Below are 22,333 nucleotides of genomic sequence, written 5' to 3'. Positions count from 1 at the left end.
CTCCCAACCCTCCCCCGCAAGCGGGAGAGGGCTTTCCCACCGCACAAGCAGGAAAGGTCCCTCCAGTTTACGTCACCCCTCCACCCCGCACACCGTGCCCCCTCTCCCGCGCAGCGGGGGAGGGTTGGGGAGGGGGTGGCCGGGAGCCGCCGTCACGCGCTCAACCCACCCGCCAAAGTCGGAAAATCCAGCGGGCGGAAGCCGTAATGCGACAGCCAGCGGACGTCCGCCTCGAAGAAGGCGCGCAGGTCGTTCATGCCGTATTTCAGCATGGCGATGCGGTCGATTCCCATGCCCCAGGCGAAGCCCTGATAGATGTCGGGATCGATGCCGCAATTGCGCAGCACGTTGGGATGCACCATGCCGCAGCCCAGAATCTCCAGCCAGTCCTCGCCCTCCCCGAACCGGATCTCGCCCGGGCGCGAGCGATCGCACTGGATGTCCACTTCCATGGACGGTTCAGTGAAGGGGAAGAAGGACGGGCGGAAGCGCATGGTCACGCGGTCCACCTCGAAGAACGCCTTGCAGAACTCCTCTAGGATCCATTTCAGGTGGCCCATATGGGAGGTCTTGTCGATCACCAGCCCCTCCACCTGATGGAACATCGGCGTGTGGGTCTGGTCGCTGTCGCAGCGATAGGTGCGGCCGGGGCAGATGACGCGGATCGGCGGCGCCTTGGCGAGCATGGTGCGCACCTGGACCGGCGAGGTGTGGGTGCGCAGCACTTTGCGCTGCCCGTCCTCGCCGGGCGGCAGGAAGAAAGTGTCGTGCATCTCGCGGGCGGGATGGCCCTCGGGAAAGTTCAGCGCGGTGAAATTGTGGAAATCGGTCTCGATGTCCGGGCCTTCCGCGACCGAGAAGCCCATATCGGCGAAGATCGCGGTCAGTTCCTCGGTCACCTGGGCGATCGGATGAACCCGCCCGATCTCGGCCGGCGCGGGGCGCACGGGCAGCGTCACGTCGACCCGCTCGCCGGCGAGCCGGGCCGCCAGCGCGGCCGCCTTCAGCGTGTCCTTGCGGGCGGCGATCAGGCCCTGGACCCGGTCGCGCAGGCCATTGATGGCCGGGCCCATGGTCTTGCGCTCGTCCGGGGTCATGGCGCCGAGCGACTTCAGGAGATCGGACACCGTGCCCTTCTTGCCGAGGGCGGCGATGCGCACCTGTTCCAGCGCCGCCTCGTCGTCGGCGGCGAGGATGCCGGCGGCGATGCCGCGCTCCAGCGCGTCGAGCCCGGGATGATCGGTCAGAACGAGATCGGACATGGAAAGGGTCCTTTGGGTGCCGTGCTGGAAGCACCGTCGGAAGGGGCCGTCGCGGCGCTTATAGCCGCCCCGTGGCCGGGCGGAAAAGCCCCGAGGTCGAAAACCCAAAACGCCGAAAAGCCCCGAACGGAAGGACCGCCGGGGCTCGTCAGGTCTCGGACGGACGCGAGCGGGACGCTCAGGCGGCGAGGGCCGCCTGCGCCTTCTCCACCAGGGCCTTGAACGCGTCGGGCTCGTGGATGGCGATATCCGAGAGCACCTTGCGGTCGACCTCGATTCCGGCCTTGCTGAGACCGTCGATGAAGCGCGAATAGGTCAGGCCGGTGTCGAGCTCGCGCACGCCCGCATTGATCCGCTGGATCCAGAGCGCACGGAAATTGCGCTTCTTCACCTTGCGGTCGCGGTAGGCATACTGCATCGACCGCTCGACGGCGGACTTCGCGGCGCGGATGGTATTCTTCCGGCGGCCGTAAAAGCCCTTGGCGGCCTTGTAGACCTTCTTGTGCTTGGCGTGCGAGGTGACGCCACGTTTGACGCGGGACATGGAAAATCTCCTTCGCTGGCCGTCAGCCGTTCGGCAGGAACGATTTGCGGATGATCCGCGCATCGCTCTCGCAGAGGATGGTGGTGCCGCGCTGGTTGCGGATCTGGGCGTTGGTCCGCTTGATCATGCCGTGGCGCTTACCGGCCTGGGCGGCGATGACTTTTCCCGTACCCGTGAGACGGAAGCGTTTCTTCGCTCCCGACTTGGTCTTCATCTTGGGCATTTGGCTCTCCACGGCCGCGATCCGACGCGCGCAAGGCGCGGGATGCTCAGCCTTTGTTGCTGTGAGCGATAGGAACCAGCGCGGCAGCCCTATGAGCCGGCCGGTTCGGAGGCGGAACTCGTTACAGGAGGATGACGCCGAACGCAAGAGACACCGCGTCAAGCCTTGCTGACGCCGCGTCAGCGCCTTGATGCCGCCCCGTCACTCGCTTGTGATGCCCCCCGGGCTTGGGGATGACGGCGGCCACGCCGTCATAAGCAAAAAAGCGTGGCGAGGAGACGTCCGATGGGTCGGCAATTTTCCTTTCTGGCAGCGGCGCTCGTATGTGGCGGGATGCTCGCGGCCTCGACCGCCGCACAGGCCATGCCCGTCCGCCCGGCGCCCGGTCTGGCGGCCAGCGTCGCCGATGCGGCCGAGCCGGTGCAATGGCGCGGGCGCGGCGGGCCCGGCTGGCGCGGCGGCCCGGGACCGGGATGGCGCGGTGCGGGATGGCGCGGACCCCGCGGACCGGGATGGGCCGGGCCGGGATGGCGCGGCGGACCGGGGCCGGGATGGCGCGGACCCGGCTGGCGCGGACCGGGTTGGGGCGGGCCTGGATGGGGCGCGCCGGTCGTCGTAGGCCCCGGCTGGGGTGGCGGATGGGGCGGAGGCTGGGGACCCGGCTGGGGCTGGGGTCCCGGCGCGGGCTTCGCCACCGGCCTGATCGTCGGCTCGGCCATCGCCGCGCCGCCGCCGCCCATGATGGTGGCGCCCGACGCGGTGGCCTATTGTCAGGCGCGCTTCCGCTCCTACAACCCCGCCACCGGAACCTATCTCGGCTATGACGGGCGGCGGCACCGCTGCCCGTAAGGCAAGGCGGGCGGCACCAGGGCGCGCGCGGCTCGCGAAGAAATGACCAGACCGTTGATTTTTAAACGTGAATTTCGACCGGATCGGCGCCGCTGATCCGGTTTTGTACCTCCGCTCAAGATGACAAATCGGTCATGATGACCGGCCGTGTGATCCTTTTCCGCCTTGCGCGCGTTAAGGAAGAAAAGGAGCAACGACATGCGCACTTCCCTCAGCCTTCTCGCCGCCTGCGCCCTGGCCGGCGTGACCATCGCGTCCGGCGCCCAGGCCCAGAGCCTGCGCCCCGCTCCGCTCACCGCCGAAGCGGCGACCACGAACGTCCAATGGCGGGGCGGCGGACCCGGCTGGGGACCCCGGCGCGGGTATGGACCCGGGCCCAATCCCTATTACCGCAATTGCGGCTGGGGCGGCTGCAACAACAATAACAACGGCGCGGCGGTGGCCGCCGGTGTGATCGGCGGCCTCATGCTCGGCGCGGCGGCAGCGAGCGCGGCCCAGGCCAACCAGCCGCCGACCGTCTATTACGCCCCCGGCCCCGGCGGCGGGCCGAATCAGGCGCAATGGATCGCCTATTGCTCCAACAAGTACAAATCCTTCGATCCGCGCACCGGGACCTATCTCGGCTATGACGGACGCCGGCATCCTTGCCAGTAGGCGGCGGAAGTCGCTGGGTCCCGAGCCGGTCCGAACAACCCGACCGGCTCGGGGATCTATCATCAGGGACCGGGTTCCAGCAGCGCGGCGTCAATGCGCCGCACGCACGCCCGTCGCTGCGGAAAGCGTCGCTGTCCCCTCCGACAAGGCATGGCCGTACAGCACGAGGCACGGGCCCGCGGCGCCTGCCTCCACTGCCCGCGCCACCTCTTCGGTCAAGGATAAGAGCGGCGCCGCGACCACCCTTTCCTCCGGCCGGGTCGCCGAGAATACCGCGAGAGCCGGCGTGTGCGGATCGATGCCGGCCGCGACGAGGCGCATGACCAGTTCCCCCAGGGTCCGGCGCGGCATGTAGACCACGGTGGTCGCGGCCGGGTCGGCGAGCGCCTGGAAGTCGAGGTCGCGCGGCAGCTTGCCGTCGCGGGCATGGGCGGTGACGAATTGCAGCCGGCGCGCATGGTCGCGGTGGGTGAGCGAAGTCGCGAGGCGCGCCGCCGCCCCCTGCGGCGCGGAGATGCCGGGGACCACCTCGACCGGGATGCCGGCGGCACGGCAGGCGGAAATCTCCTCCCCGGCGCGTCCGAAGATCATCGGATCGCCGCCCTTCAGGCGCACCACGCGCCGGCCCTCTTTGGCGAGCTGCACCATCAAGGCATTGATGTCGTCCTGCTTGCAGGACGGGCGGTAGCCGGTCTTGCCGACCAGCATCTTCTTCGCCTCGCGCCGGGCGAAATCCAGCACCTCGGCCGAGACCAGATCATCATAGAGCACCACTTCGGCCGATTGCAGCGCCCGCACCGCCTTCAGGGTGAGAAGCTCGGGATCGCCCGGCCCCGCCCCCACCAGCACCACCGAGCCGGTATCCGGCGCGGCACGCGCGGTCGCGGCGGCGGCCATCAGCGCGCCGCGGTCGGCCTCCGTGGGCGGCCGCTCCGGCGCGCCCAGCGCGCGCGCGGCAAAGCCCTCCCAGAAGGCGCGGCGGGCATGGAAGGAGAGGCCCATGGCGGAGACGGCGGCGCGCCAGTCCTGCGCCGCCTGCGCCCATCGCTTGAACCCGACCGGCAGCAGCGCCTCGATCTTGGCGCGGATCGCCTGGCCGAACACCGGCGCCGCCCCGTCGGTCGAGATCCCGACCACCAGCGGCGAGCGGTTGACGATGGCGCCGAAGGCGAAATCGCAGAAGGCCGGCCGGTCCACGACATTGACCGGCACGCCCGCGGCGCGGGCGGCGGCGGCGAAGCGCGCGCCCTCGGCATCGTCCGCCGCATCGGCGATGGCCAGAGCCGCGCCCGCGAGATCCGCCTGCGTCCAGCCGCGCGGGAGGATCGTCACCGGCCCGCCGGGCGGCTGGTCGGCGAGCGCGGTCATCTCGGCGCAGGGGTCGTCGGCGAAGACCGCGACCTGCGCCCCGGCGGCGGAGAGCAGTTCCGCCTTCCACACCGCCGGCTCGCCACCGCCCGCGACCACGACGGTCTTGCCGGTCAGCGCGAAGAAGACCGGCAGGCGCGCCAGCGGTTCCATGCGCCCGGTGCGCCGTTCGCGCGGGCCACGGGGAATGTTCGTCTCGTCGGCCGAAGGGGCCATGGGCAGTCCGTCCAGAAAAGTCATGCCGCCGTGCGTGCACCGCAGCGATCTGCCCCAATGTGAGCCGGCGCGATCCCCACGGCAAGCGGACGGGACGCGCACACTGGCCTCAGTGCGCCTCGTCCCAGTTCGCCGCCGCCCGGGCGTCGACCTTCAGCGGGACGGCGAGGGCGACCGCCGGCAGGCAGGCCTGTTCCATCACCTCGCGCACCAGCGGCAGGGTCGCCTCGACCTCCGCCTCCGGCACCTCGAACACCAGTTCGTCGTGCACCTGGAGCAGCATGCGGGCCGAGAGCTTGGCCTGCGCCAGCGCGCCGTCCATGCGGATCATGGCGCGGCGGATGATGTCGGCGGCGGTGCCCTGCAGCCGGGCATTGATCGCCGCCCGCTCGTTGAAGGCCCGCACCGAGGGATTGGAGGCGGCGATGTCGGGATAATGGCAGCGCCGCCCGAACAGGGTCGTGACGTAGCCGTGCTCGCGGCAGAACGCCTTGGTCTCGTCCATATAGGCCCGGATCCCCGGGAAGCGCTCGAAATAGCGCCGGATATAGAGCCCGGCCTCGTCGCGCGGAATGCCGAGCTGATTGGCGAGGCCGAACGCCGAAATGCCGTAGATGATGCCGAAATTGATCGCCTTGGCGCGGCGGCGCACCTCGCTCGGCATGCCCTCGACCGGGACGCCGAACATTTCGGACGCGGTCATGGCGTGGATGTCGAGCCCGTCCTGGAACGCCTGCCGCAGGCTCGGGATCTCGGCGATTTCGGCGAGCAGCCGCAGTTCGATCTGCGAATAATCCGCCGACACCAGGAGATGCCCCGGCGCCGCCACGAAGGCGCGGCGGATGCGCCGGCCCTCTTCGGTGCGGATCGGGATGTTTTGGAGATTGGGCTCGGAGGAGGACAGGCGCCCGGTCGTCGTTGCAGCGAGGGCGTAGCAGGTGTGCACCCGGCCGGTGCGCGGGTTCACATAAGACGGCAGCGCGTCGGTATAGGTCGAGCGCAGCTTGGAGAGCTGGCGCCATTCCAGGATCTTCTGCGGCAGCTTGTGGCCCGCCTCGGCGAGTTCTTCGAGCACGTTCGCCTTGGTGGACCAGGCGCCGGTCGGGGTCTTGGTGGCGCCGGGCAGGCCCATCTTGCCGAACAGGATGTCGCCCATCTGTTTGGGCGAGCCGACATTCAGCCGCTCCCCGGCGAGTTCGGCGATCTCGTCCTCGATCCGCGCCGCGCCCTGGGCGAACTCGCTCGACAGGCGCGAGAGCATGGCGCGATCGATCGAGACGCCGCGCGATTCCATCCGCGCCAGGACCGGGATGAGCGGTCGCTCCAGGGTTTCATAAACGGTGGTCATGCCGTCCGCCGGCAGACGCGGCTTCAGCACGCGCCACAGACGCAGTGTCACGTCGGCATCCTCGGCGGCATAAAAGGTGGCGGGTTCGAGCGCCACCTTGTCGAACGTCACCTGCCCCTTGCCCTTGCCGGCGACCTCGGTGAAGGCGATCGGCTGGTGGCCGAGATGGCGCACCGAGAGGTCGTCCATGGCGTGATTGTTGCGCCCCGCATCGAGTGCGTAGGACAGGCACATGGTGCAGTCGAACGGCCCGACCTCGATGTCGTAGCGGGCGAGGATGGTGGCGTCGTATTTGACGTTGTGGCCGATCTTCAGCGTGCCCTTGTCCTCGAACATCGGCCGCAGCGCGTCGAGCGCGGCCTCGAACGGGATCTGGCCGGGCAGCCGCCCCTCGCTGAACAGACCGTCGCCCGCGCCGACATGCGCGAGCGGGATGTAGCAGGCCCGGTTCGGCGCCAGCGCCAGCGAGATGCCGACGAGGTCGGCCTGCTGGGGGTCGATGCCGGTGGTCTCGGTATCGAAGGCGACGAAACCCTGGTCCACCGCCTGGGCGCACCAGGCTTTAAGCTCGTCGAGATCGGTCACGGTGCGGTAGAGCGCGCGGTCCACCTTGGCGGCACGCGCGTCCAAGGCCCGGGCGGCGGCGAGATCGGAGGGCTCCGACACGTCGGGTCGGCCGGACGGCACCGCGGCGGCGGCCGGCGCCACCGCCGAATCCGGCTCGGCGAGCGGCGGCTGGAAGCCCACCGGCGCGCCGGGCGCGAGGGTCGGGTCGGGATCGATCGCCGCCGCATCGACGCCGAACGCCTCGGCGGCGCGGCGGGTGATGGTGGTGAATTCCATCGCCTTCAGGAAGGCGACGAGGCGCTTGCCGTCGGGATCCTCCAGCACCAGGTTTTCCAGCGGCACCTCGACCGCGACGTCGGTGACGAGGGTGACCAATGTCTTGGAGATGCGGGCCTTTTCCTGGTTCTCCGGGGCCAACAAAGAGTCCCGCCGCTTCGGCTGCTTGATCTCCCCGGCACGGGCGAGCAGGGCCTCCAGCGAGCCGTATTCCTGGATCAGCGTCGCGGCGGTCTTGATGCCGATGCCGGGCACGCCGGGCACATTGTCGGTCGAATCGCCGGCCAAGGCCTGGACGTCGGTGACCTTCTCCGGCGGCACACCGAAATATTCCAGCACCTCCGGCAGGCCGATGCGGCGCTCGGGCCGCGCGCCGCGCCCGCCGGCCTCGCCGGAGGCCGGGTCGTACATGGCGACGCGCTCGCCGACGATCTGCATCAGGTCCTTGTCGGCCGAGACCACCAGCACGTCCGCGCCCGCCTCCGCCGCCTGCCGGGCATAGGTGGCGATGAGATCGTCCGCCTCGTAGCGCGCCATCTCGACCGGGATCAGGCCGAACGCCTTCACCGCCTCGCGCATCAGGGGAAATTGCGGGATCAGTTCCTCGGGCGGGTCCGAGCGGTTCGCCTTGTAGGCGGGATAGAGTTCCTTGCGGAACGACTCCTCGGATTTGTCGAAGATGATCGCGAGATGCGTCGGCTTGATGCCGACCGCCCCGTCGCGGATGAACTGGAACAGCTTGGTGCAGAACAGGCGCACCGCCCCGGTCGGCAGCCGGTCCGAGCGGAAATTGTATTTCCGGTCCTGATTGATGGACTGGAAATAGGCGCGGAAGACGAAGGAAGAGCCATCCACCAGGAAGACGTGGTCGCCGGGCTTCAGGGGACGGGGGGCTGCGGACATCGGGACTTCCATTCAAGCCGGATCGCAATCCGCACGGGGAAACGGCGCGTCGGGATCGCGCGGCGCACGATGCCCGAGCGCTCGCGCCGCGACAACCCGCGGCCGGCCTCGGCCGTGGAATCGCAGCGGGTCAGGACGCGGCGAGAGGATGGTGCGCGGTCTTGGCGCGCTCCAGCACGTCCGCCGCCTTCGGTTCGCCGGCCACCGCGCGGGCGATCGCCTGGCGGGTGGCGACATAGTTGAATTCCTGGATCCGCGCGTCGTCGGCGGCGTCCCAATGGATGAAGACGCCGACGCAGATGAAGATGTCGTCGGCTTCCTCGACCGGGATGGTGCCGTCCTCGACGCTGTCCACCACCGCCTTCGAGACGGCATATTGCGCCGGGCCGAACATCTGCACCGCCTGGCGCGCGTCCTTGATCGTCACTTTGTTGAAGAGGACGGTGTTGGGCTTGGCGAGGAGGTTCGGCTCGACCACCGCGAGCAGCGTGGTGAAGCCGTCCTTGTTGTTGGTCAAGGCATGGACGAAGGCGGTCTCGGCCGACGAGCCGCGCGGCCCCATGATCAGGTCGATATGGGCGACCTCGTTGCCGTCGCCGACCAGCGCCTCGCCGACCAGCAGCCTGTCGATCTTCGCCATGTCAACTTCCCCCGCCCGGCTGGCGTCAGGCGCTCATCTTCGCGACCATGGCCTCGGACAATTCGAAATTCGCGGTGACGTTCTGGACGTCGTCATTGTCCTCGAGCGTCTCGATCAGCCGGATCAGTTTCTCGCCGGTCTCGTCGTCCACCGCGATCGTGTTCTGCGGCCGCCAGACCAGAGCGGCCTTGCGCGGCTCGCCGAACCGCGCCTCGAGCAGACGCTGGACCTCGGCGAGGCTATCGGCGGCGCAGACCACTTCATGGCCGTCCTCCGAGGACGAGACGTCCTCGGCCCCGGCCTCGATCGCGGCTTCCATCATGGTGTCGGAATCGGCCTTCGCGGCGTCGTACTCGACCACCCCGACGCGGTCGAACATGAAGGAGACCGCGCCGGTCTCGGCGAGATTGCCGCCGGCCTTGGTGAAGTAGGAGCGCACTTCGCCGGCGGTGCGGTTGCGGTTGTCGGTCAGCGCCTCGACGATAACCGCCACCCCGCCGGGGCCGTAGCCCTCATAGCGGATCTCTTCGTAATTCTCGCCGTCGACGCCGCCGGCCTTCTTGATGGCGCGCTCGATATTGTCCTTCGGCATGTTCTCGGCCCGGGCGGCGAGAATCGCGGCGCGCAGACGGGCGTTCATCGAGGGGTCGGGCAGGCCCATTTTGGCCGAGACGGTGATTTCGCGCGCCAGCTTGGAGAACAGCTTGGAGCGCATCGCGTCCTGCCGCCCCTTGCGGTGCATGATGTTCTTGAACTGTGAATGTCCGGCCATCCTCGCCTCCGCTCGGCTCCCCCCGCCCCGCGCGCCGCTGCCGGCGCCGCCCGGGCGGGACGGGATCGTGTTCTGATGGCGGCCTTATAGGTCGTCGGACTGCATGAGGGCAAGAAAGCCGCCGAAACACCCCCTGCGCGTCGCGGGAAGGCGGTCGCCCTCACCCCTCCCAGAAGGTCGGCCGGGTCTCGGACAGGGAACCGCCGAGCCGCACCGGCGCCACCTGGAGCGCACGGCCGGTGCGGTCGCAGCTCTCCACCGCCAGCCCGGACAGGGTCGCCGGGCCGGCCGCGGGCTCGAATCGGCCGGCACCGATCTTGCGGGTGAAGCGGCGCAGCGGCTCGTCCTTGTCCATGCCGATCACCCCGTCATAGCAGCCGCACATGCCGACATCGGTCACAAAGGCGGTGCCGCCCGCCAGGATCCGGTGGTCGGCGGTGGGCACATGGGTGTGGGTGCCGACGACCAAGGTCGCGCGGCCGTCGCAATAATGCCCGAAGGCCTGCTTCTCGCTGGTGGTCTCGGCGTGGAAGTCGACCACGACGCCATCCACGTGCCGGCCCATCTCGACCCCGTCGAGCAGGCGGTCGAGCGCGGCGAAGGGATCGTCGAGCGGGTCCATGAAGGTGCGGCCCATGATGTTGGCCACCAGCACCCGCGCGCCCGACTTCGCCTCCACCAGCGCGGCGCCCCGCCCCGGCGTGCCGGGGGGATAATTGGCCGGCCGCACCAGACGCTCCGCGCGCTCGATGAAGACGAGGGCCTCGCGCTGGTCGAAGGCGTGGTTGCCGAGGGTCACGGCGTCCGCCCCGGCGGCGACGAATTCCTCGTAGATCGGCTCGGTGATGCCGAAGCCGCCGGCGGAATTCTCGCCGTTCACCACGACCAGATCGAGCCGCCAATTCTTAATCAGACCGGGAAGATGGGCGCTCACGGCGTCCCGGCCGGGCCGGCCCACCACGTCGCCAAGAAACAAAATCCGCATATTAGCCGCCGAACAGCAGGTGATCGGCCTCCGTTACCATCCCGTCGACGGGTTCGTCATGCGGTTCGGCGGGGACCGAGGAAACTTCCTGGCAGGCAAAGGCGTAGCCGAAGGCCCGCACCGGGCCGCGCGCCCGCAAGTGCGCGAGGGTGCGGTCGTAATGCCCGGCGCCGTAGCCGATGCGATGGCCGCGCCGGTCGAAGGCGGCGAGCGGGACGATGAGGGTGTCCGGCCGGCACTCCGGCGCCTCGGGGCTCGGAGTCGGGATGCGATAGGCGCCCACCGGTTCCAGAAGGTCGCCCGGCCGCCAGCGGCGGAACAGGAGCGGGGTGTCGCGGCCGACAATAACCGGAAGCGCGACCGTGGCGCCGGCCTCCCACAGAAGGGCGGCGAGCGGGGCGGTGTCGATCTCGTCGCGGAACGGCGCGAACAGCGCCACGGCCGCGCCGGAAACCGGTCCGAGGATGGCGGGCACCCGCTGGGCGGCGGCGGCGGAGGCGGCGGCGCGGGCAGCGTCCCCCATGCCCGCACGCCGGGCGAGCGCTTCGCCGCGCAGCCGCGCCTTTTCCTGTGCGAGGGACGCCCGATCGCCGGGCGGAGGAGGGTCGATCGGCATCGGGCCGTGAGAGTGGTCGGCCACGGGCCGGTGAAAAGAAGGGGCGGAGCCGCAAAAGCCGTCGGAGGGCGATCCCGGGAAACCTACAGCGTAGGTGGGCGCCGTATGTCCAAGCCCACGGGCAAGGTCAGGTACAGCTCCCTTAAGGATCGTAAGGCCCCGGGGAAAAGTCTCCTAACGAACCCCGCAGCCCCGCTTGATGCCAATGTAGGAGGTCGCCGCGGCCTACGCCAGTGGGATCTCAGCGATAAAGCGGGCTTGAACCGGTTCCGCGGGGCTCAGCCCATGCCGACCACCCGCGCGGCGGGCGGGGCGATGTCGCGCGCGAGCCGCTCCAGGCGTTCGGCGGCCTCGTCGATGGTCCGGGCGACGATCTCCTCGCTCGCCTCCAGCCGGGCGAGGGCCGAGGCGCGCGCGTCGCGCTGGCTCTCGATGTCGCTCTCCAGCGCGCGGATGCGCATGCGCGCCTCGTGCAGCTCGTCGGCGATGGTGACGGCGGCCATGACTGTGAGGCGCTGGTCGCCGATCTCGCCGAACGCCCCCCGCAACTGGCTGATTCGGGCATCGACGTCGCGGCCGAGGCGCATCAGATGCTCCTCCTGGCCTTCGTCGCACGCCATGCGGTATTGGCGTCCGGCAATGGTCACGCTCACCTGGGCCATGATCGCTCCCGCGCCAAGAATTGAAGGACAGCCGGTCGAGAAGATGCCGGCGCGCTCGCCGCCGTCTCCGCCGTCATCTCAGCCCCCACGCGTGGCGAGCATGTCGCGGATCGTGCCCATGGCGACGTCGAGGCGGCGAGTCACCTCGCGTCCCACTTCGCCCAGTTCCCCGGCGCGGGCGCAGGCTGCGTCCAACTCGTCCGCCAGGCGCGCGCGATCATTGCCCATGGCATGAAGCTGGGCGAGGAGCGCCTCGTGGTGGCGGTCCATCTCCCGCCGACGCTCCACCGCGAGGTTGAGAGCGTCGAGCGCGGCGTTGAACCGCTGGGAGGCCCGCTCGATGGGGCCAAGCTCGGGGGGGCGTTGCTTCAGCGCGTACATTCTTGGAAGTTTACCTGAGTCGACGGCGAAGCCACCAACAATTCCCACTTGTCAACGCAAATCAGGCATGGCTGAGACGGTGCGGGCGCCATCCGGCGCCGGGCCCGCCGTCTGCGGGCGATCTCATGACGGGGACTCCGGCATCATGATTGGACCCAGGGTTTCGCCGACGGCAGGCACCGCGAAACGCGCGCTGATGCGCGCCGGACTGCTGGCCGGGCTGCTCGCCGGCCTTGCGGGCAGCGGCGCGGCGACGACCGCGACGGCACAGACCTCCGCGCCCGCCGCAGCCGGCCCCGCCGTCGCATCCGCGCCGGCTGCGGACGCGATGCTGCGCACGATCTATCAGCGCTATGTCGAGACCGCGCCGGATGCGAGCCCGGACGTCGATTACACCAGTCCGAAGGGGGCGCGCGCCATGTTCGACCCGGCGCTCGCCAAGCTCATGGTGGCCGAAGGCAAGCGCCAGGAATTGCGGCTCGATTTCGACCCCTTCATCGACGGGCAGGATTACGAGATCAAGGCGGTGGAGTACGAGACCCGTCCGGTCTCGGCCACCCAGGCGACCGTGATCGCGCGGTTCCAGAATTTCGACGAGAAGAAAGAGGTCGTCTACAAGATGGTGCTGACCCCGGCGGGCTGGCGCATCGCCGACATCTCCTGGGGCCCCGACCGGGACACGCTGGTCAAGCTCCTGTCGCCGCCGAGCCGCGCCAAGCGCTGAGCCGATCCGCGGCTCCGGCCCCGGCACCTGATTACCAGCCCAAACGCCAGCGCGACGATGCGGCGCGGCGCGCGCGGGGCCTGCGCCCTTGACCTTGGAGGAGCGCTGCGTTTGACACCCCGGACGGCGCTGGTATCACTGCCGCCGCCGCGGCGGGCGCGATCGTCTGCCGCGTCGCGGACCGGAGCGAGGCGCCCGCGGCGCCGGAGACATGTCCCTTATGATGACCCGCAGCCTTCACGCGCGCATGGCGAACGCCATCCGGTTCCTCGCCATCGATGCGGTCGAGGCCGCGAATTCCGGTCATCCCGGCCTGCCCATGGGCGCGGCGGACATCGCCACCGTTCTGTTCTCCCAGGTGATGAAGTTCGATCCCGCCGATCCGAAATGGCCGGACCGCGACCGGTTCGTGCTCTCCGCCGGGCACGGCTCGATGCTGCTTTATGCGCTGCTGCATCTCTTGGGCTACGAGGCGGTCACGATCGAGGAGCTGAAGCGCTTCCGCCAGTTCGGCTCGCTGACGCCGGGGCATCCGGAGAATTTCGTCACCACCGGCATCGAGACCACGACCGGACCGCTCGGCCAGGGTCTCGCCACCGCGGTCGGCATGGCGATGGGCGAACGCCTGATGGCCGCGCGCTTCGGCAGCGGCGCGGTCGACCATTTCACCTATGTCCTCGCCTCCGACGGCGACCTCATGGAGGGCATCAGCCAGGAAGCGGTCGAGCTGGCCGGGCACCTGAAGCTCGCCAAGCTGATCGTGATGTGGGACGACAACCGCATCTCGATCGACGGCGCGACCTCGCTGTCCGGCTCGACCGACCAGCTCGCCCGCTTCCAGGCCTCCGGCTGGGATGTCGTGCGCATCGACGGCCATGATCCCGACGCGATCCGCGCCGCGCTCGAAGCCGCCCGGGCGACCGGCACGCCGAGCCTGATCGCCTGCCGCACCACGATCGGCTTCGGTTCGCCGGCCAAAGCCGGGAGCGAGAAGGTCCACGGCGCGCCGCTCGGCGCCGCCGAGATCGCCGCCACCCGCGCGGCACTCGGCTGGGAGGCCGGGGCGTTCGAGATTCCCGAGGACGCTGCAGCGGGCTGGAATGCCGCGGCGCAAAAGGGCGCCGCCGCCCGCGCCGCCTGGATCGCGCGCATGGCGGAGATGCCGGCGGCCGAGCGCGACGAATTCGAGCGCCGCCTGCGCGGCGACCTGCCGGCCGCCGCTCTTGCCGAAGCCGTCGCCGGGGTGAAGGCGAAGGCGGTGGCGGAGCGCCTCGTCGTCGCGACCCGCAAATCCTCCGAGATCACGCTCGACGCGATCACCAAGGCGGTGCCGGAAATGATCGGCGGCTCCGCCGACCTGACCGGCTCCAACAACACCCGCGCCAAGGGCCAGAAAGCGGTGACGCCGGACGACTTCTCCGGCACCTTCGTCCATTGGGGCGTGCGCGAGCACGGCATGGCGGCGGCGATGAACGGCCTCGCGCTGCATGGCGGCCTCATCCCCTATTCCGGAACCTTCCTGGTCTTCTCCGACTATTCGCGCCCGGCCATCCGGCTGGCCTCGCTGATGGGCGAGCGGGTGATCCACGTGCTCACCCACGATTCCATCGGCCTCGGCGAGGACGGGCCGACCCACCAGCCGGTCGAGCATCTGGCGGCGCTGCGCGCCATTCCCAACCTGCTCGTGCTGCGCCCCTGCGACACGATCGAGACGGCGGAATGCTGGGAGATCGCGCTGAGGGCCAAGGACCGGCCCAGCGCGCTCATCCTGTCGCGCCAGAACCTGCCGCTGCTGCGCGACGCCGACGCCGCAAACCGCTGCGCGGAGGGCGCGTACGAGCTGCGTTCCGCCGACGGCGCGGCGCAGGTCTCGCTGTTCGCAACCGGCTCGGAGGTCGCGCTCGCCGTCGAGGCGCAGGCGCTTCTGGAAACCCAGGGCGTTGCCACGCGCGTCGTCTCGGTGCCCTCGTTCGAACTGTTCCTCGCCCGGCCGCCCGAGGAGCGGGCGCGGGTGATCGGCACGGCGCGGGCGCGGGTCGGCATCGAAGCCGCGATCCGCATGGGCTGGGACGCGGTGATCGGCTCGGACGCCGCCTTCATCGGCATGACCGGCTTCGGCGCCAGCGCGCCGGCCAAGGAACTTTTCGCGCATTTCGGCATTACGCCTCAGGCGGTTGTTGAAGCGGCTCTGTCCCAGCTTCGTCAGGCCTGACGCTCCGGGTTTCGGGGAAACGCGCTCGGCCGCTCGGCGGGGCGCGGTGGAAAATGGACGATCGGCCTTGAGGGCCGTCGCATGGAGGATGACATGACGGTGAAGGTGGCCATCAACGGGTTCGGTCGTATCGGGCGCAACGTCTTGCGCGCCATCATCGAATCGGGGCGCACCGACATCCGGGTGGTGGCGATCAACGATCTCGCCCCGGTGGAGACCAATGCCCATCTGCTGCGCTACGACAGCGTGCACGGCCGCTTCCCCGCGACGGTAACCGTGGACGGCGACACGATCGACGTCGGCCAGGGCAAGATCAAGGTGACGGCGGTGCGCGACCCCGCCCAGCTTCCGCACAAGGAACTCGGCGTCGACATCGCGCTGGAATGCACCGGCATCTTCACGTCGAAGGAGAAGGCCTCCGCCCATCTCGCGGCGGGCGCGAGGCGCGTCCTCGTCTCGGCCCCCGCGGACGGCGCGGACATCACGGTGGTCTACGGCGTCAACCACGACAAGCTCACCAAGGAGCACGTCGTGGTCTCCAACGCGTCCTGCACCACCAATTGCCTCGCCCCGGTGGCCAAGGTGCTGAACGACGCGGTCGGCATCGAACACGGCTTCATGACCACGGTGCATTCCTACACCAACGACCAGCCCTCGCTGGACCAGGTGCACAAGGACCTCTACCGCGCCCGCGCCGCCGCGCTCTCGATGATCCCGACCTCGACCGGCGCCGCCAAGGCCGTCGGCCTCGTTCTGCCGGAACTGAACGGCAAGCTGGACGGCGTCTCGATCCGCGTGCCGACCCCGAACGTGTCGGTGATCGACCTGAAATTCGTCGCCAAGCGCGCGACCTCGATCGCCGAGATCAACGCCGCCATCAAGCGCGCCGCCGAGCAGGAGCTGAAGGGCGTGCTGAACTATACGCTCGAGCCCAACGTCTCGATCGACTTCAACCACGACCCGCATTCCTCGACCTTCCACATGGACCAGACCAAGGTGATGGACGGGACGCTGGTGCGCGTGATGTCGTGGTACGACAACGAATGGGGCTTCTCGAACCGGATGGCGGACACCGCCGTCGCCCTCGGAAAGCTCGGTTGACGGGCGCGCGGGAGCCGACATCATGGCTGCTTTCCGCACCCTCGACGACGCCGACCTCGCCGGCAAGCGGGTCCTGGTCCGGGTCGACCTGAACGTTCCCATGGAGGACGGGCGGGTCACGGACGACACCCGGATCCAGGCGATCCTCCCCACCATCCGCGACATCACCACGCGCGGCGGCCGGGCGATCCTGCTCTCGCATTTCGGCCGCCCGAAAGGGCGCGATGCGAGCCAGTCGCTCGCCCCCCTGGTTCCGGCGGTCGCGCAGCGGCTCGGCGCCAAGGTCGGTTTCGTCGACGATTGCATCGGCGCCTCCGCCGAGCAGGCGGTTGCCGCGCTCGGCGCCGGGGAAGTGCTGGTGCTGGAGAACACCCGCTTCCATGCCGGCGAAGAAAAGAACGCCCCGGACTTCGTCGCCGCGATGGCGAAGCTCGGCGACCTCTATGTCAATGACAGCTTCTCCACCGCCCACCGCTCCCACGCCTCCACCGAGGGCCTCGCACACAGCCTGCCGTCCTTTGCCGGCCGGTCCATGCAAAGCGAGCTCGACGCGCTGACCAAGGCGCTGGAGGCCCCGGAGCGGCCGGTTCTGGCGGTGGTCGGCGGCGCCAAGGTGTCGACCAAGCTGGAACTGCTCGGCAACCTCACCGCCAAGGTCGATATCCTGGCCATCGGCGGTGGCATGGCGAACACCTTCCTCGCCGCGCAGGGCTATGCCGTGGGCAAGTCGCTGTGCGAGCACGACCTCGCCCCGACCGCCCTCAAAGTCCTCGAGAGCGCGAAGGCGGCGGGGTGCGAGATCGTCCTGCCGGTCGACGTGGTCGTCGCCAAGGCGTTCGAGGCGCACGCCCCGCACCGCGTCGTCGGCGTCGACGCGGTGGCCGAGGACGAGATGATCCTCGATGCCGGGCCGCAGACGGTGCGGCTGATCGCCGGCAAGCTGGAGCGGGTGAAGACCGTGGTGTGGAACGGGCCGTTCGGCGCGTTCGAACTGCCGCCGTTCGACGCCGCGACGGTGGCGGTGGCGCGCGCGGTGGCCGACCGCGCGGAAGCCGGGCTCCTGCTCGCGGTGGCCGGCGGCGGCGATACGGTGGCGGCGCTCAACCAGGCCGGGGTGGCCGAGCGCTTCTCCTATGTCTCGACCGCGGGCGGCGCATTCCTCGAATGGCTCGAAGGCAAGGCGCTGCCGGGCGTCGAGGCGCTGCGGCGCTGACGCGGCAATGCTAGACTGATCACAGAACACCGTGCCGCGAGGCGGCATCCAGGGATGGTGGAGACCATGAACACAGCTGAGCTCGACGCGATCGCCCAGAAAATGGTGGCTGACGGCAAGGGAATCCTCGCCGCGGACGAAAGCACCGGGACCATCCAGAAGCGCTTCGACGCGATCGGCGTCGAGAATACCGAGGACAATCGCCGCGACTATCGCGAGCTGATGTTCCGGACCACCCCCGCGATGCGGGACTATATTTCCGGCGTCATCCTGTTCGACGAGACGATCCGCCAGAAGGCCAAGGACGGCACGCCGCTGGTCCAGCTGATCGAGGCCGCCGGCGCGATCCCCGGAATCAAGGTGGATGCCGGCGCCAAGCCCCTCCCCTTCTGCCCCGGCGAGACGATCACCGAGGGCCTGGACGGCCTCGGCGGCCGGCTGAAGGACTATTACAAGCTCGGCGCCCGCTTCGCGAAGTGGCGCGCGGTCATCGATATCGGCGCGGGCATTCCGAGCTATACCGCGATCCGCGCCAACGCCCATGCGCTCGCCCGCTATGCGGCGCTGTGCCAGGAAAACCAGATCGTCCCGATCGTCGAGCCGGAAGTGCTGATGGACGGCGATCACGACATCGCGCGCTGCTACGACGTCACCGAATGGACCCTCAAGACGGTGTTCGAGGAGCTGTATTACCAGCGCGTCCGCCTGGAAGGCATGGTCCTGAAGCCCAACATGATCGTCCCCGGCAAGAAGTCCGCGTCCAAGGTCGCGGTCGAAGAGGTCGCCGAGAAGACGGTTCGCGTGCTCAAGGCGTGCGTCCCCTCGGCGGTGCCCGGCATCGCCTTCCTGTCCGGCGGCCAGTCGGACGAGGAGGCGACCGCCCATCTCGACGCCATGGTGAAGCAGGGCGGCCTGCCCTGGAAGCTCACTTATTCCTACGGCCGCGCCCTCCAGGCCGCGCCGCAGAAGGCGTGGTCGGGCAAGGCCGAGAATGTCGGCGCCGCGCAGAGCGCCTTCACCCACCGCGCCCGCATGAATTCGCTCGCCGCGCTCGGCCAATGGTCGGCCGAGCAGGAGCGCAAGCAGGCCGCCTGACCGGCCCGCGCCGCGCCGGCCTCTCCGCGCCGGCGTCTCCGCACTCCGAAACCCGCTTCGTCCCCGACGCAGCGGGTTTTGCTTTTCCAAGGGGCGCGGCGCCATGATAGCCCCGGTGCGCCGGGCGCGCCGCCTCGGGAGCCGGAATGTTTGATCCTGCGCTGTTTCTCGCCTTTTTGGCGGCCGCCACCCTCCTGACGGTGACGCCCGGCGCCGACACCGCCATGGTCCTGCGCACCGCGGCGTGCGAGGGGCCGCGCGCGGCCCGGTTCGCGGCCGGCGGGATCCTCGCCGGCTGCCTGATCTGGGGCGCGGCCGTGTCGCTCGGCCTCGGCGCGCTGCTGCAGGCGTCCGAAGTCGCGTATGCCGCGGTGAAATGGGCCGGCGCCGGCTATCTGATCTGGCTCGGCGCGACCCTGCTCGCCTGGCCGCGACGGACGCTGGCGAGCGATGCGCCCGCGGCCCGGCGCGAGGGTCTGGCGGCCTGGCGGCGCGGCTTCCTCACCAACATGCTGAACCCGAAGATCGGGGTGTTCTACGTCACCTTCCTCCCGCAATTCATCCCGCCCGGCGCGAGCGTGGCGGCCTTTTCGTTCTTTCTGGCGGCGGTGCACGTCGCGCTCACCGTGCTCTGGTTCGCTGTCCTCATCGGCGCCGCCGTCCCGCTCCGCCGGGCGCTGAGCCGGCCGGCTCTGGTCCAGGCGCTGGACCGGGTGACCGGCGGGCTGTTCATCGCGTTCGGCCTCAAGCTGGCGGTCTCGCGCGCTTGAATGGCGCCCCCCGGTCGCGCCGCCCGGCCGCGCGACCCGAAAGATCCTTCTTGCGTTCGGCGGTGCCCTGAAGCTAGAGCCGGTGGATGTCGGGCGCCGGGCGCGTGCGTCGCGTCCGAACGGGCGAAGCAGGCGCCCGGCGGGCCGGATTTGTCCCGGCCGCCCCGTTTTCGCCCGTTTCCTGACCGACCGATCGTGCCATGCCCGCCGCACCGCCTGTCCCCCGCCTGATGCTGATCCTGCCGCCCGGCTTCGCCGCGGAGGCGGCCGACGCGCTGCTGCGCGCCGGCGACGTCGCAGCCGTGATCGCGCAAGGCGCGGACGGGGCGGACGACGCCTTGCGGCTCGGAGCCCTCGCCGCGCGCGTCCAGGCCGCGGGGGCGGCCCTGCTCTGCGACGGCCGGGCCGACCTTGCCGCGCGCCACGATCTCGACGGCGCGCATTTTTCCGGTCTCGCGGACCTGCGCGCCGCGCTGCCGGCGCTGAAGCCGGCGCGGATCGCCGGCGCCGGGGGCCTCGCCACCCGCCACGACGCGATGGAGGCCGGCGAAGCCGGGGCGGATTATGTCCTGTTCGGCGACCTGCCGGGCGCGTTCGCGCACACGCTCGACGCGATCGAATGGTGGGCCGAACTGTTCGAGGTGCCCTGCGTCGGTATCGCGACCTCCGCCGACGAAGCCGGCGCGCTCGCCGCCGCGGGCGCGGACTTCGTCGCGCTGACCGGGCCGGGGCTCGATGCCGCGGCGGTCGCGGCGGCGCAGGCGCGCGTGGCGGCGGCGCGCAGGGTCCGGCCATGAGGCATGCCGGCGCCCGTCCGGCGCTCGCGCTCGCCGCCCTCCTGCTGCTCCAAGGCCCGGCTTCGGCGCAGACCGGCGCCCCGGCAAGGCCGTCCGATTCCAAGCCGGCGGCCGCCGGCCAGACCTCGAAGCCGGCACCTGCCGGCCAGACCTCGAAGCCGGCGCCCGCCGGCCAGGCCCCCGAGCCGGCCCGCAGCCCGACCAGCGTCCAGGCGCCCGCCGCACAGCCGGCGACCCCGCTGCCGGGCGCGCCAGAGACCCGCGGCGTGAAGCCGGCGGCGCCGGCGCTTCCCAATCTCGTGCTCAACCCCGACATCACGCCGCCGGTGCCGGGGTCCGACATCGCCTTCGGCGCCTATCAGAGCGGCTATTACATCACGGCCGCCCTCGAGGCGCTGAAGCGGGTGCGCGCGGGCCGCGACCCGGCGGCGATGACGCTGCTCGGCGAACTCTATGCGCGCGGCTTCGGCGTGCCCTACGATCCGCCGCGCGCCGCGGAATATTACCGGCGCGCCGCCCAGGACGGCGATACCAACGCCATGTTCGCGCTCGGCATGATGGCGCTGAGCGGCCACGGCCTGACGCAAAGCGACATGGAAGCCGCCAAATGGTTCGAGGACGCGGCCCAGAAGGGCCACGGCCCCGCCGCCTACAATCTCGGCCTGCTCTATATGCAAGGCCGGGGCGTCGTCTCCGATTTGCCGGCGGCCGCCAAATGGTTCCGGCTGGCGGCCGATGCCGGCGTGTCCGATGCGCAATACGCGCTCTCCGTGCTGCTGCGCGAAGGCAATGGCGTCGCCCCCGACCGCGCCGCCGCCATGGCCCTGCTGCACGAGGCGGCCCTGCAGGGCCACATCACGGCGGAGGTGGAATATGCCATCGCCCTGTTCAACGGCACCGGCGTCACCAAGGACGAGGCGGCCGCCGCGCGGCTGTTCCGCAAGGCGGCGCTCTCCGGCAATGCGATCGCGCAGAACCGCTATGCCCGCCTGCTTTCGGCGGGGCGCGGCGTGCCCCAGGACCGGACCATGGCGGCCGCCTGGCATCTGCTCGCCAAGGGACGGGGCCTCGCCGATCCCTATCTCGACCAATTGGTGGACACGCTGCCGCCCGCCGACCGCAAGCGCGCCGAGGCCACCGCCCGCCGCTGGGCGGAAAACGCGCCGGCGCCCGCTTTATAGCACCCGCGCCGGCGAGACGGCCGTCCGCCGCAGGCCTGCATTGCGGCGGCGTCCCTTGACGGGAGAAGGCGGGGCAGGCACAGGGGCGCCTGCACTTCGGCTGCCGCGTGCGGCCCGATCCGCGCCGCGCAGGAATGACCCATGATCCGTACCCCGCTCATCACCGTTATGGTCCAGGCCGTGCGCAAGGCCGGGCGCGCCTTGGCCCGCGATTTCGGCGAGGTCGAAAATCTCCAGGTCTCGACCAAGGGGCCGGCGAATTTCGTCACCGCCGCCGACCGCAAGGCCGAGGACCTGCTGTTTGCCGAATTGTCGCGGGTGCGGCCGGGTTTCAGCTTCCTGATGGAGGAGCGCGGCCGGGTCGAGGGCACCGACATCTCCAATGAATGGGTCGTCGACCCGCTCGACGGCACCACCAATTTCCTGCACGGCATCCCGCTGTTCGCGATCTCGCTCGCGCTGGTGCGCAACGGCGTGCCGTATGCCGGGGTGATCTTCAATCCGGCGACCGAAGAACTCTATGTCGCCGAGAAGGGCCAGGGCGCCTTCCTCAACGACCGCCGCATCCGGGTGGCGGCGCGCCGCACCCTGTCGGACGCCGTGGTGTGCTGCGGCCTGCCGCATCTCGGCCGCGGCGACCATGCCCGCTTCAACCGGGAGCTGGCGGCGGTCCAGACCAAGGTGGCGGGGCTGCGCCGCACCGGATCGGCCGCCCTCGACCTCGCCTGGGTCGCCGCCGGCCGGTTCGACGCCTTCTGGGAGCGCGATCTGTGCGCCTGGGACATGGCGGCGGGCATGATCATCGTGCGCGAAGCCGGCGGCCTCGTCTGCGCCCTGGACGGCAGCGACAAGGTGCTCGAGAAGGGCGAGATCCTCGCCGGCAACGAAGACATGCGGCGCGACCTGCTCGCGGCGCTCGGCGGCGCGTAACGCGCTCCGCGCGCCGGCCGCATGCCGGGCCGGAGGGCGCGCGC

General features: G+C 70.2%; 22 protein-coding genes and 1 other RNA gene. 11 read left to right on the top strand and 12 right to left on the bottom strand.

Annotated elements, in window-relative coordinates; all coding sequences use genetic code 11:
• Positions 1 to 152: 152 nt before the first annotated feature.
• The 3 genes from pheS to rpmI all read right to left on the bottom strand — a co-directional run bounded on the left by pheS (position 153) and on the right by rpmI (position 2,029).
• On the bottom strand, positions 153 to 1,262 hold the full coding sequence (pheS, locus tag EDC64_RS09255) for a phenylalanine--tRNA ligase subunit alpha (RefSeq protein ID WP_132030992.1): 1,110 nt from the start codon (positions 1,260 to 1,262) through the stop codon (positions 153 to 155).
• A 178-nt stretch (positions 1,263 to 1,440) separates the two neighbouring features.
• Positions 1,441 to 1,806 (bottom strand): 50S ribosomal protein L20, encoded by a 366-nt coding sequence (rplT, locus tag EDC64_RS09250; RefSeq protein ID WP_132030991.1) that lies wholly within the window; start codon positions 1,804 to 1,806, stop codon positions 1,441 to 1,443.
• A 22-nt stretch (positions 1,807 to 1,828) separates the two neighbouring features.
• Positions 1,829 to 2,029, bottom strand: a complete 201-nt coding sequence (gene rpmI, locus EDC64_RS09245; protein ID WP_132030990.1) for a 50S ribosomal protein L35 — start codon at positions 2,027 to 2,029, stop codon at positions 1,829 to 1,831.
• 285 nt (positions 2,030 to 2,314) lie between these two features.
• On the opposite strand from rpmI, the gene EDC64_RS09240 reads away from it, so the two are divergent.
• Together EDC64_RS09240 and EDC64_RS09235 are read left to right on the top strand one after the other, a co-directional pair.
• Positions 2,315 to 2,878, top strand: coding sequence for a BA14K family protein (locus EDC64_RS09240; RefSeq protein ID WP_245504617.1), 564 nt, complete (start codon positions 2,315 to 2,317; stop codon positions 2,876 to 2,878).
• 198 nt (positions 2,879 to 3,076) lie between these two features.
• Positions 3,077 to 3,532 carry a BA14K family protein gene (locus EDC64_RS09235; protein WP_132030989.1) on the top strand — a complete coding sequence of 152 codons (456 nt, stop codon included), beginning with the start codon at positions 3,077 to 3,079 and terminating at the stop codon, positions 3,530 to 3,532.
• 90 nt (positions 3,533 to 3,622) lie between these two features.
• Here the strand turns inward: EDC64_RS09235 and cysG are convergent, their stop codons facing one another.
• From cysG to EDC64_RS09190, 9 genes are all read right to left on the bottom strand, one after another.
• Positions 3,623 to 5,116, bottom strand: coding sequence for a siroheme synthase CysG (gene cysG / locus EDC64_RS09230; RefSeq protein ID WP_245504616.1), 1,494 nt, complete (start codon positions 5,114 to 5,116; stop codon positions 3,623 to 3,625).
• 109 nt (positions 5,117 to 5,225) lie between these two features.
• Complete coding sequence (gene polA, locus EDC64_RS09225) at positions 5,226 to 8,210, bottom strand: DNA polymerase I (protein WP_132030988.1); 2,985 nt, start codon at positions 8,208 to 8,210, stop codon at positions 5,226 to 5,228.
• 130 nt (positions 8,211 to 8,340) lie between these two features.
• A complete protein-coding gene (gene fae / locus EDC64_RS09220) occupies positions 8,341 to 8,850 on the bottom strand; it encodes a formaldehyde-activating enzyme (RefSeq protein WP_132030987.1) in 510 nt (169 codons plus the stop codon).
• A gap of 25 nt (positions 8,851 to 8,875) precedes the next feature.
• The gene (locus tag EDC64_RS09215; RefSeq protein WP_132030986.1) at positions 8,876 to 9,622 is read right to left on the bottom strand and encodes a YebC/PmpR family DNA-binding transcriptional regulator; all 747 of its coding nucleotides are present in this window, start codon (positions 9,620 to 9,622) and stop codon (positions 8,876 to 8,878) included.
• A gap of 160 nt (positions 9,623 to 9,782) precedes the next feature.
• Complete coding sequence (locus EDC64_RS09210; RefSeq protein ID WP_132030985.1) at positions 9,783 to 10,607, bottom strand: TIGR00282 family metallophosphoesterase; 825 nt, start codon at positions 10,605 to 10,607, stop codon at positions 9,783 to 9,785.
• Position 10,608: 1 nt separating this feature from the next.
• Positions 10,609 to 11,223 carry a 5-formyltetrahydrofolate cyclo-ligase gene (locus tag EDC64_RS09205; protein WP_132031051.1) on the bottom strand — a complete coding sequence of 205 codons (615 nt, stop codon included), beginning with the start codon at positions 11,221 to 11,223 and terminating at the stop codon, positions 10,609 to 10,611.
• Positions 11,224 to 11,265: 42 nt separating this feature from the next.
• Positions 11,266 to 11,419: non-coding RNA, 6S RNA (gene ssrS, locus EDC64_RS09200), on the bottom strand.
• A gap of 82 nt (positions 11,420 to 11,501) precedes the next feature.
• A complete protein-coding gene (locus tag EDC64_RS09195; protein ID WP_132030984.1) occupies positions 11,502 to 11,885 on the bottom strand; it encodes a cell division protein ZapA in 384 nt (127 codons plus the stop codon).
• A 78-nt stretch (positions 11,886 to 11,963) separates the two neighbouring features.
• Entirely contained in the window at positions 11,964 to 12,266 is a 303-nt protein-coding gene (locus tag EDC64_RS09190) for a DUF4164 domain-containing protein (protein WP_132030983.1), read from the bottom strand.
• Between the two features lie 145 nt (positions 12,267 to 12,411).
• Here EDC64_RS09190 and EDC64_RS09185 point away from each other — a divergent pair, with 145 nt between their 5' ends.
• The 9 genes from EDC64_RS09185 to EDC64_RS09145 all read left to right on the top strand — a co-directional run bounded on the left by EDC64_RS09185 (position 12,412) and on the right by EDC64_RS09145 (position 22,289).
• On the top strand, positions 12,412 to 12,990 hold the full coding sequence (locus EDC64_RS09185; RefSeq protein ID WP_132030982.1) for a hypothetical protein: 579 nt from the start codon (positions 12,412 to 12,414) through the stop codon (positions 12,988 to 12,990).
• A 220-nt stretch (positions 12,991 to 13,210) separates the two neighbouring features.
• Positions 13,211 to 15,202 carry a transketolase gene (tkt, locus tag EDC64_RS09180; RefSeq protein WP_132031050.1) on the top strand — a complete coding sequence of 664 codons (1,992 nt, stop codon included), beginning with the start codon at positions 13,211 to 13,213 and terminating at the stop codon, positions 15,200 to 15,202.
• A 93-nt stretch (positions 15,203 to 15,295) separates the two neighbouring features.
• Positions 15,296 to 16,303, top strand: a complete 1,008-nt coding sequence (gap, locus tag EDC64_RS09175; RefSeq protein ID WP_132030981.1) for a type I glyceraldehyde-3-phosphate dehydrogenase — start codon at positions 15,296 to 15,298, stop codon at positions 16,301 to 16,303.
• A gap of 22 nt (positions 16,304 to 16,325) precedes the next feature.
• Positions 16,326 to 17,516: a phosphoglycerate kinase gene (locus EDC64_RS09170; RefSeq protein ID WP_132030980.1), complete on the top strand. Its 1,191-nt coding sequence runs from the start codon at positions 16,326 to 16,328 to the stop codon at positions 17,514 to 17,516.
• A gap of 66 nt (positions 17,517 to 17,582) precedes the next feature.
• Positions 17,583 to 18,611 (top strand): class I fructose-bisphosphate aldolase, encoded by a 1,029-nt coding sequence (locus EDC64_RS09165; RefSeq protein WP_132030979.1) that lies wholly within the window; start codon positions 17,583 to 17,585, stop codon positions 18,609 to 18,611.
• Positions 18,612 to 18,757: 146 nt separating this feature from the next.
• Positions 18,758 to 19,381, top strand: coding sequence for a LysE family translocator (locus EDC64_RS09160; RefSeq protein ID WP_132030978.1), 624 nt, complete (start codon positions 18,758 to 18,760; stop codon positions 19,379 to 19,381).
• 200 nt (positions 19,382 to 19,581) lie between these two features.
• A complete protein-coding gene (locus EDC64_RS09155) occupies positions 19,582 to 20,178 on the top strand; it encodes a thiamine phosphate synthase (protein ID WP_132030977.1) in 597 nt (198 codons plus the stop codon).
• The gene (locus EDC64_RS09150) at positions 20,175 to 21,359 is read left to right on the top strand and encodes a tetratricopeptide repeat protein (RefSeq protein ID WP_132030976.1); all 1,185 of its coding nucleotides are present in this window, start codon (positions 20,175 to 20,177) and stop codon (positions 21,357 to 21,359) included. Before EDC64_RS09155 ends, EDC64_RS09150 begins: the two co-directional genes overlap by 4 nt.
• 141 nt (positions 21,360 to 21,500) lie before the next feature.
• Positions 21,501 to 22,289, top strand: coding sequence for an inositol monophosphatase family protein (locus EDC64_RS09145; protein ID WP_132030975.1), 789 nt, complete (start codon positions 21,501 to 21,503; stop codon positions 22,287 to 22,289).
• Positions 22,290 to 22,333 lie beyond the last annotated feature (44 nt).

The organism is Aquabacter spiritensis (assembly GCF_004346185.1).
Taxonomy (GTDB): Bacteria; Pseudomonadota; Alphaproteobacteria; order Rhizobiales; family Xanthobacteraceae; genus Aquabacter; species Aquabacter spiritensis.
The sequence above is the reverse complement of the archived record's forward strand: the minus strand, read 5'-3'. Positions and strand labels throughout refer to the sequence as shown.

What these genes read in the sequence shown, in the direction of transcription:
- pheS (WP_132030992.1), bottom strand. Translation starts at nt 1,262, where the DNA reads ATGTCCGATCTCGTTCTGACCGATCATCCCGGGCTCGACGCGCTGGAG.
- rplT (WP_132030991.1), bottom strand. Translation starts at nt 1,806, where the DNA reads ATGTCCCGCGTCAAACGTGGCGTCACCTCGCACGCCAAGCACAAGAAG.
- rpmI (WP_132030990.1), bottom strand. Translation starts at nt 2,029, where the DNA reads ATGCCCAAGATGAAGACCAAGTCGGGAGCGAAGAAACGCTTCCGTCTC.
- EDC64_RS09240 (WP_245504617.1), top strand. Translation starts at nt 2,315, where the DNA reads ATGGGTCGGCAATTTTCCTTTCTGGCAGCGGCGCTCGTATGTGGCGGG.
- EDC64_RS09235 (WP_132030989.1), top strand. Translation starts at nt 3,077, where the DNA reads ATGCGCACTTCCCTCAGCCTTCTCGCCGCCTGCGCCCTGGCCGGCGTG.
- cysG (WP_245504616.1), bottom strand. Translation starts at nt 5,116, where the DNA reads ATGGCCCCTTCGGCCGACGAGACGAACATTCCCCGTGGCCCGCGCGAA.
- polA (WP_132030988.1), bottom strand. Translation starts at nt 8,210, where the DNA reads ATGTCCGCAGCCCCCCGTCCCCTGAAGCCCGGCGACCACGTCTTCCTG.
- fae (WP_132030987.1), bottom strand. Translation starts at nt 8,850, where the DNA reads ATGGCGAAGATCGACAGGCTGCTGGTCGGCGAGGCGCTGGTCGGCGAC.
- EDC64_RS09215 (WP_132030986.1), bottom strand. Translation starts at nt 9,622, where the DNA reads ATGGCCGGACATTCACAGTTCAAGAACATCATGCACCGCAAGGGGCGG.
- EDC64_RS09210 (WP_132030985.1), bottom strand. Translation starts at nt 10,607, where the DNA reads ATGCGGATTTTGTTTCTTGGCGACGTGGTGGGCCGGCCCGGCCGGGAC.
- EDC64_RS09205 (WP_132031051.1), bottom strand. Translation starts at nt 11,223, where the DNA reads ATGCCGATCGACCCTCCTCCGCCCGGCGATCGGGCGTCCCTCGCACAG.
- EDC64_RS09195 (WP_132030984.1), bottom strand. Translation starts at nt 11,885, where the DNA reads ATGGCCCAGGTGAGCGTGACCATTGCCGGACGCCAATACCGCATGGCG.
- EDC64_RS09190 (WP_132030983.1), bottom strand. Translation starts at nt 12,266, where the DNA reads ATGTACGCGCTGAAGCAACGCCCCCCCGAGCTTGGCCCCATCGAGCGG.
- EDC64_RS09185 (WP_132030982.1), top strand. Translation starts at nt 12,412, where the DNA reads ATGATTGGACCCAGGGTTTCGCCGACGGCAGGCACCGCGAAACGCGCG.
- tkt (WP_132031050.1), top strand. Translation starts at nt 13,211, where the DNA reads ATGATGACCCGCAGCCTTCACGCGCGCATGGCGAACGCCATCCGGTTC.
- gap (WP_132030981.1), top strand. Translation starts at nt 15,296, where the DNA reads ATGACGGTGAAGGTGGCCATCAACGGGTTCGGTCGTATCGGGCGCAAC.
- EDC64_RS09170 (WP_132030980.1), top strand. Translation starts at nt 16,326, where the DNA reads ATGGCTGCTTTCCGCACCCTCGACGACGCCGACCTCGCCGGCAAGCGG.
- EDC64_RS09165 (WP_132030979.1), top strand. Translation starts at nt 17,583, where the DNA reads ATGAACACAGCTGAGCTCGACGCGATCGCCCAGAAAATGGTGGCTGAC.
- EDC64_RS09160 (WP_132030978.1), top strand. Translation starts at nt 18,758, where the DNA reads ATGTTTGATCCTGCGCTGTTTCTCGCCTTTTTGGCGGCCGCCACCCTC.
- EDC64_RS09155 (WP_132030977.1), top strand. Translation starts at nt 19,582, where the DNA reads ATGCCCGCCGCACCGCCTGTCCCCCGCCTGATGCTGATCCTGCCGCCC.
- EDC64_RS09150 (WP_132030976.1), top strand. Translation starts at nt 20,175, where the DNA reads ATGAGGCATGCCGGCGCCCGTCCGGCGCTCGCGCTCGCCGCCCTCCTG.
- EDC64_RS09145 (WP_132030975.1), top strand. Translation starts at nt 21,501, where the DNA reads ATGATCCGTACCCCGCTCATCACCGTTATGGTCCAGGCCGTGCGCAAG.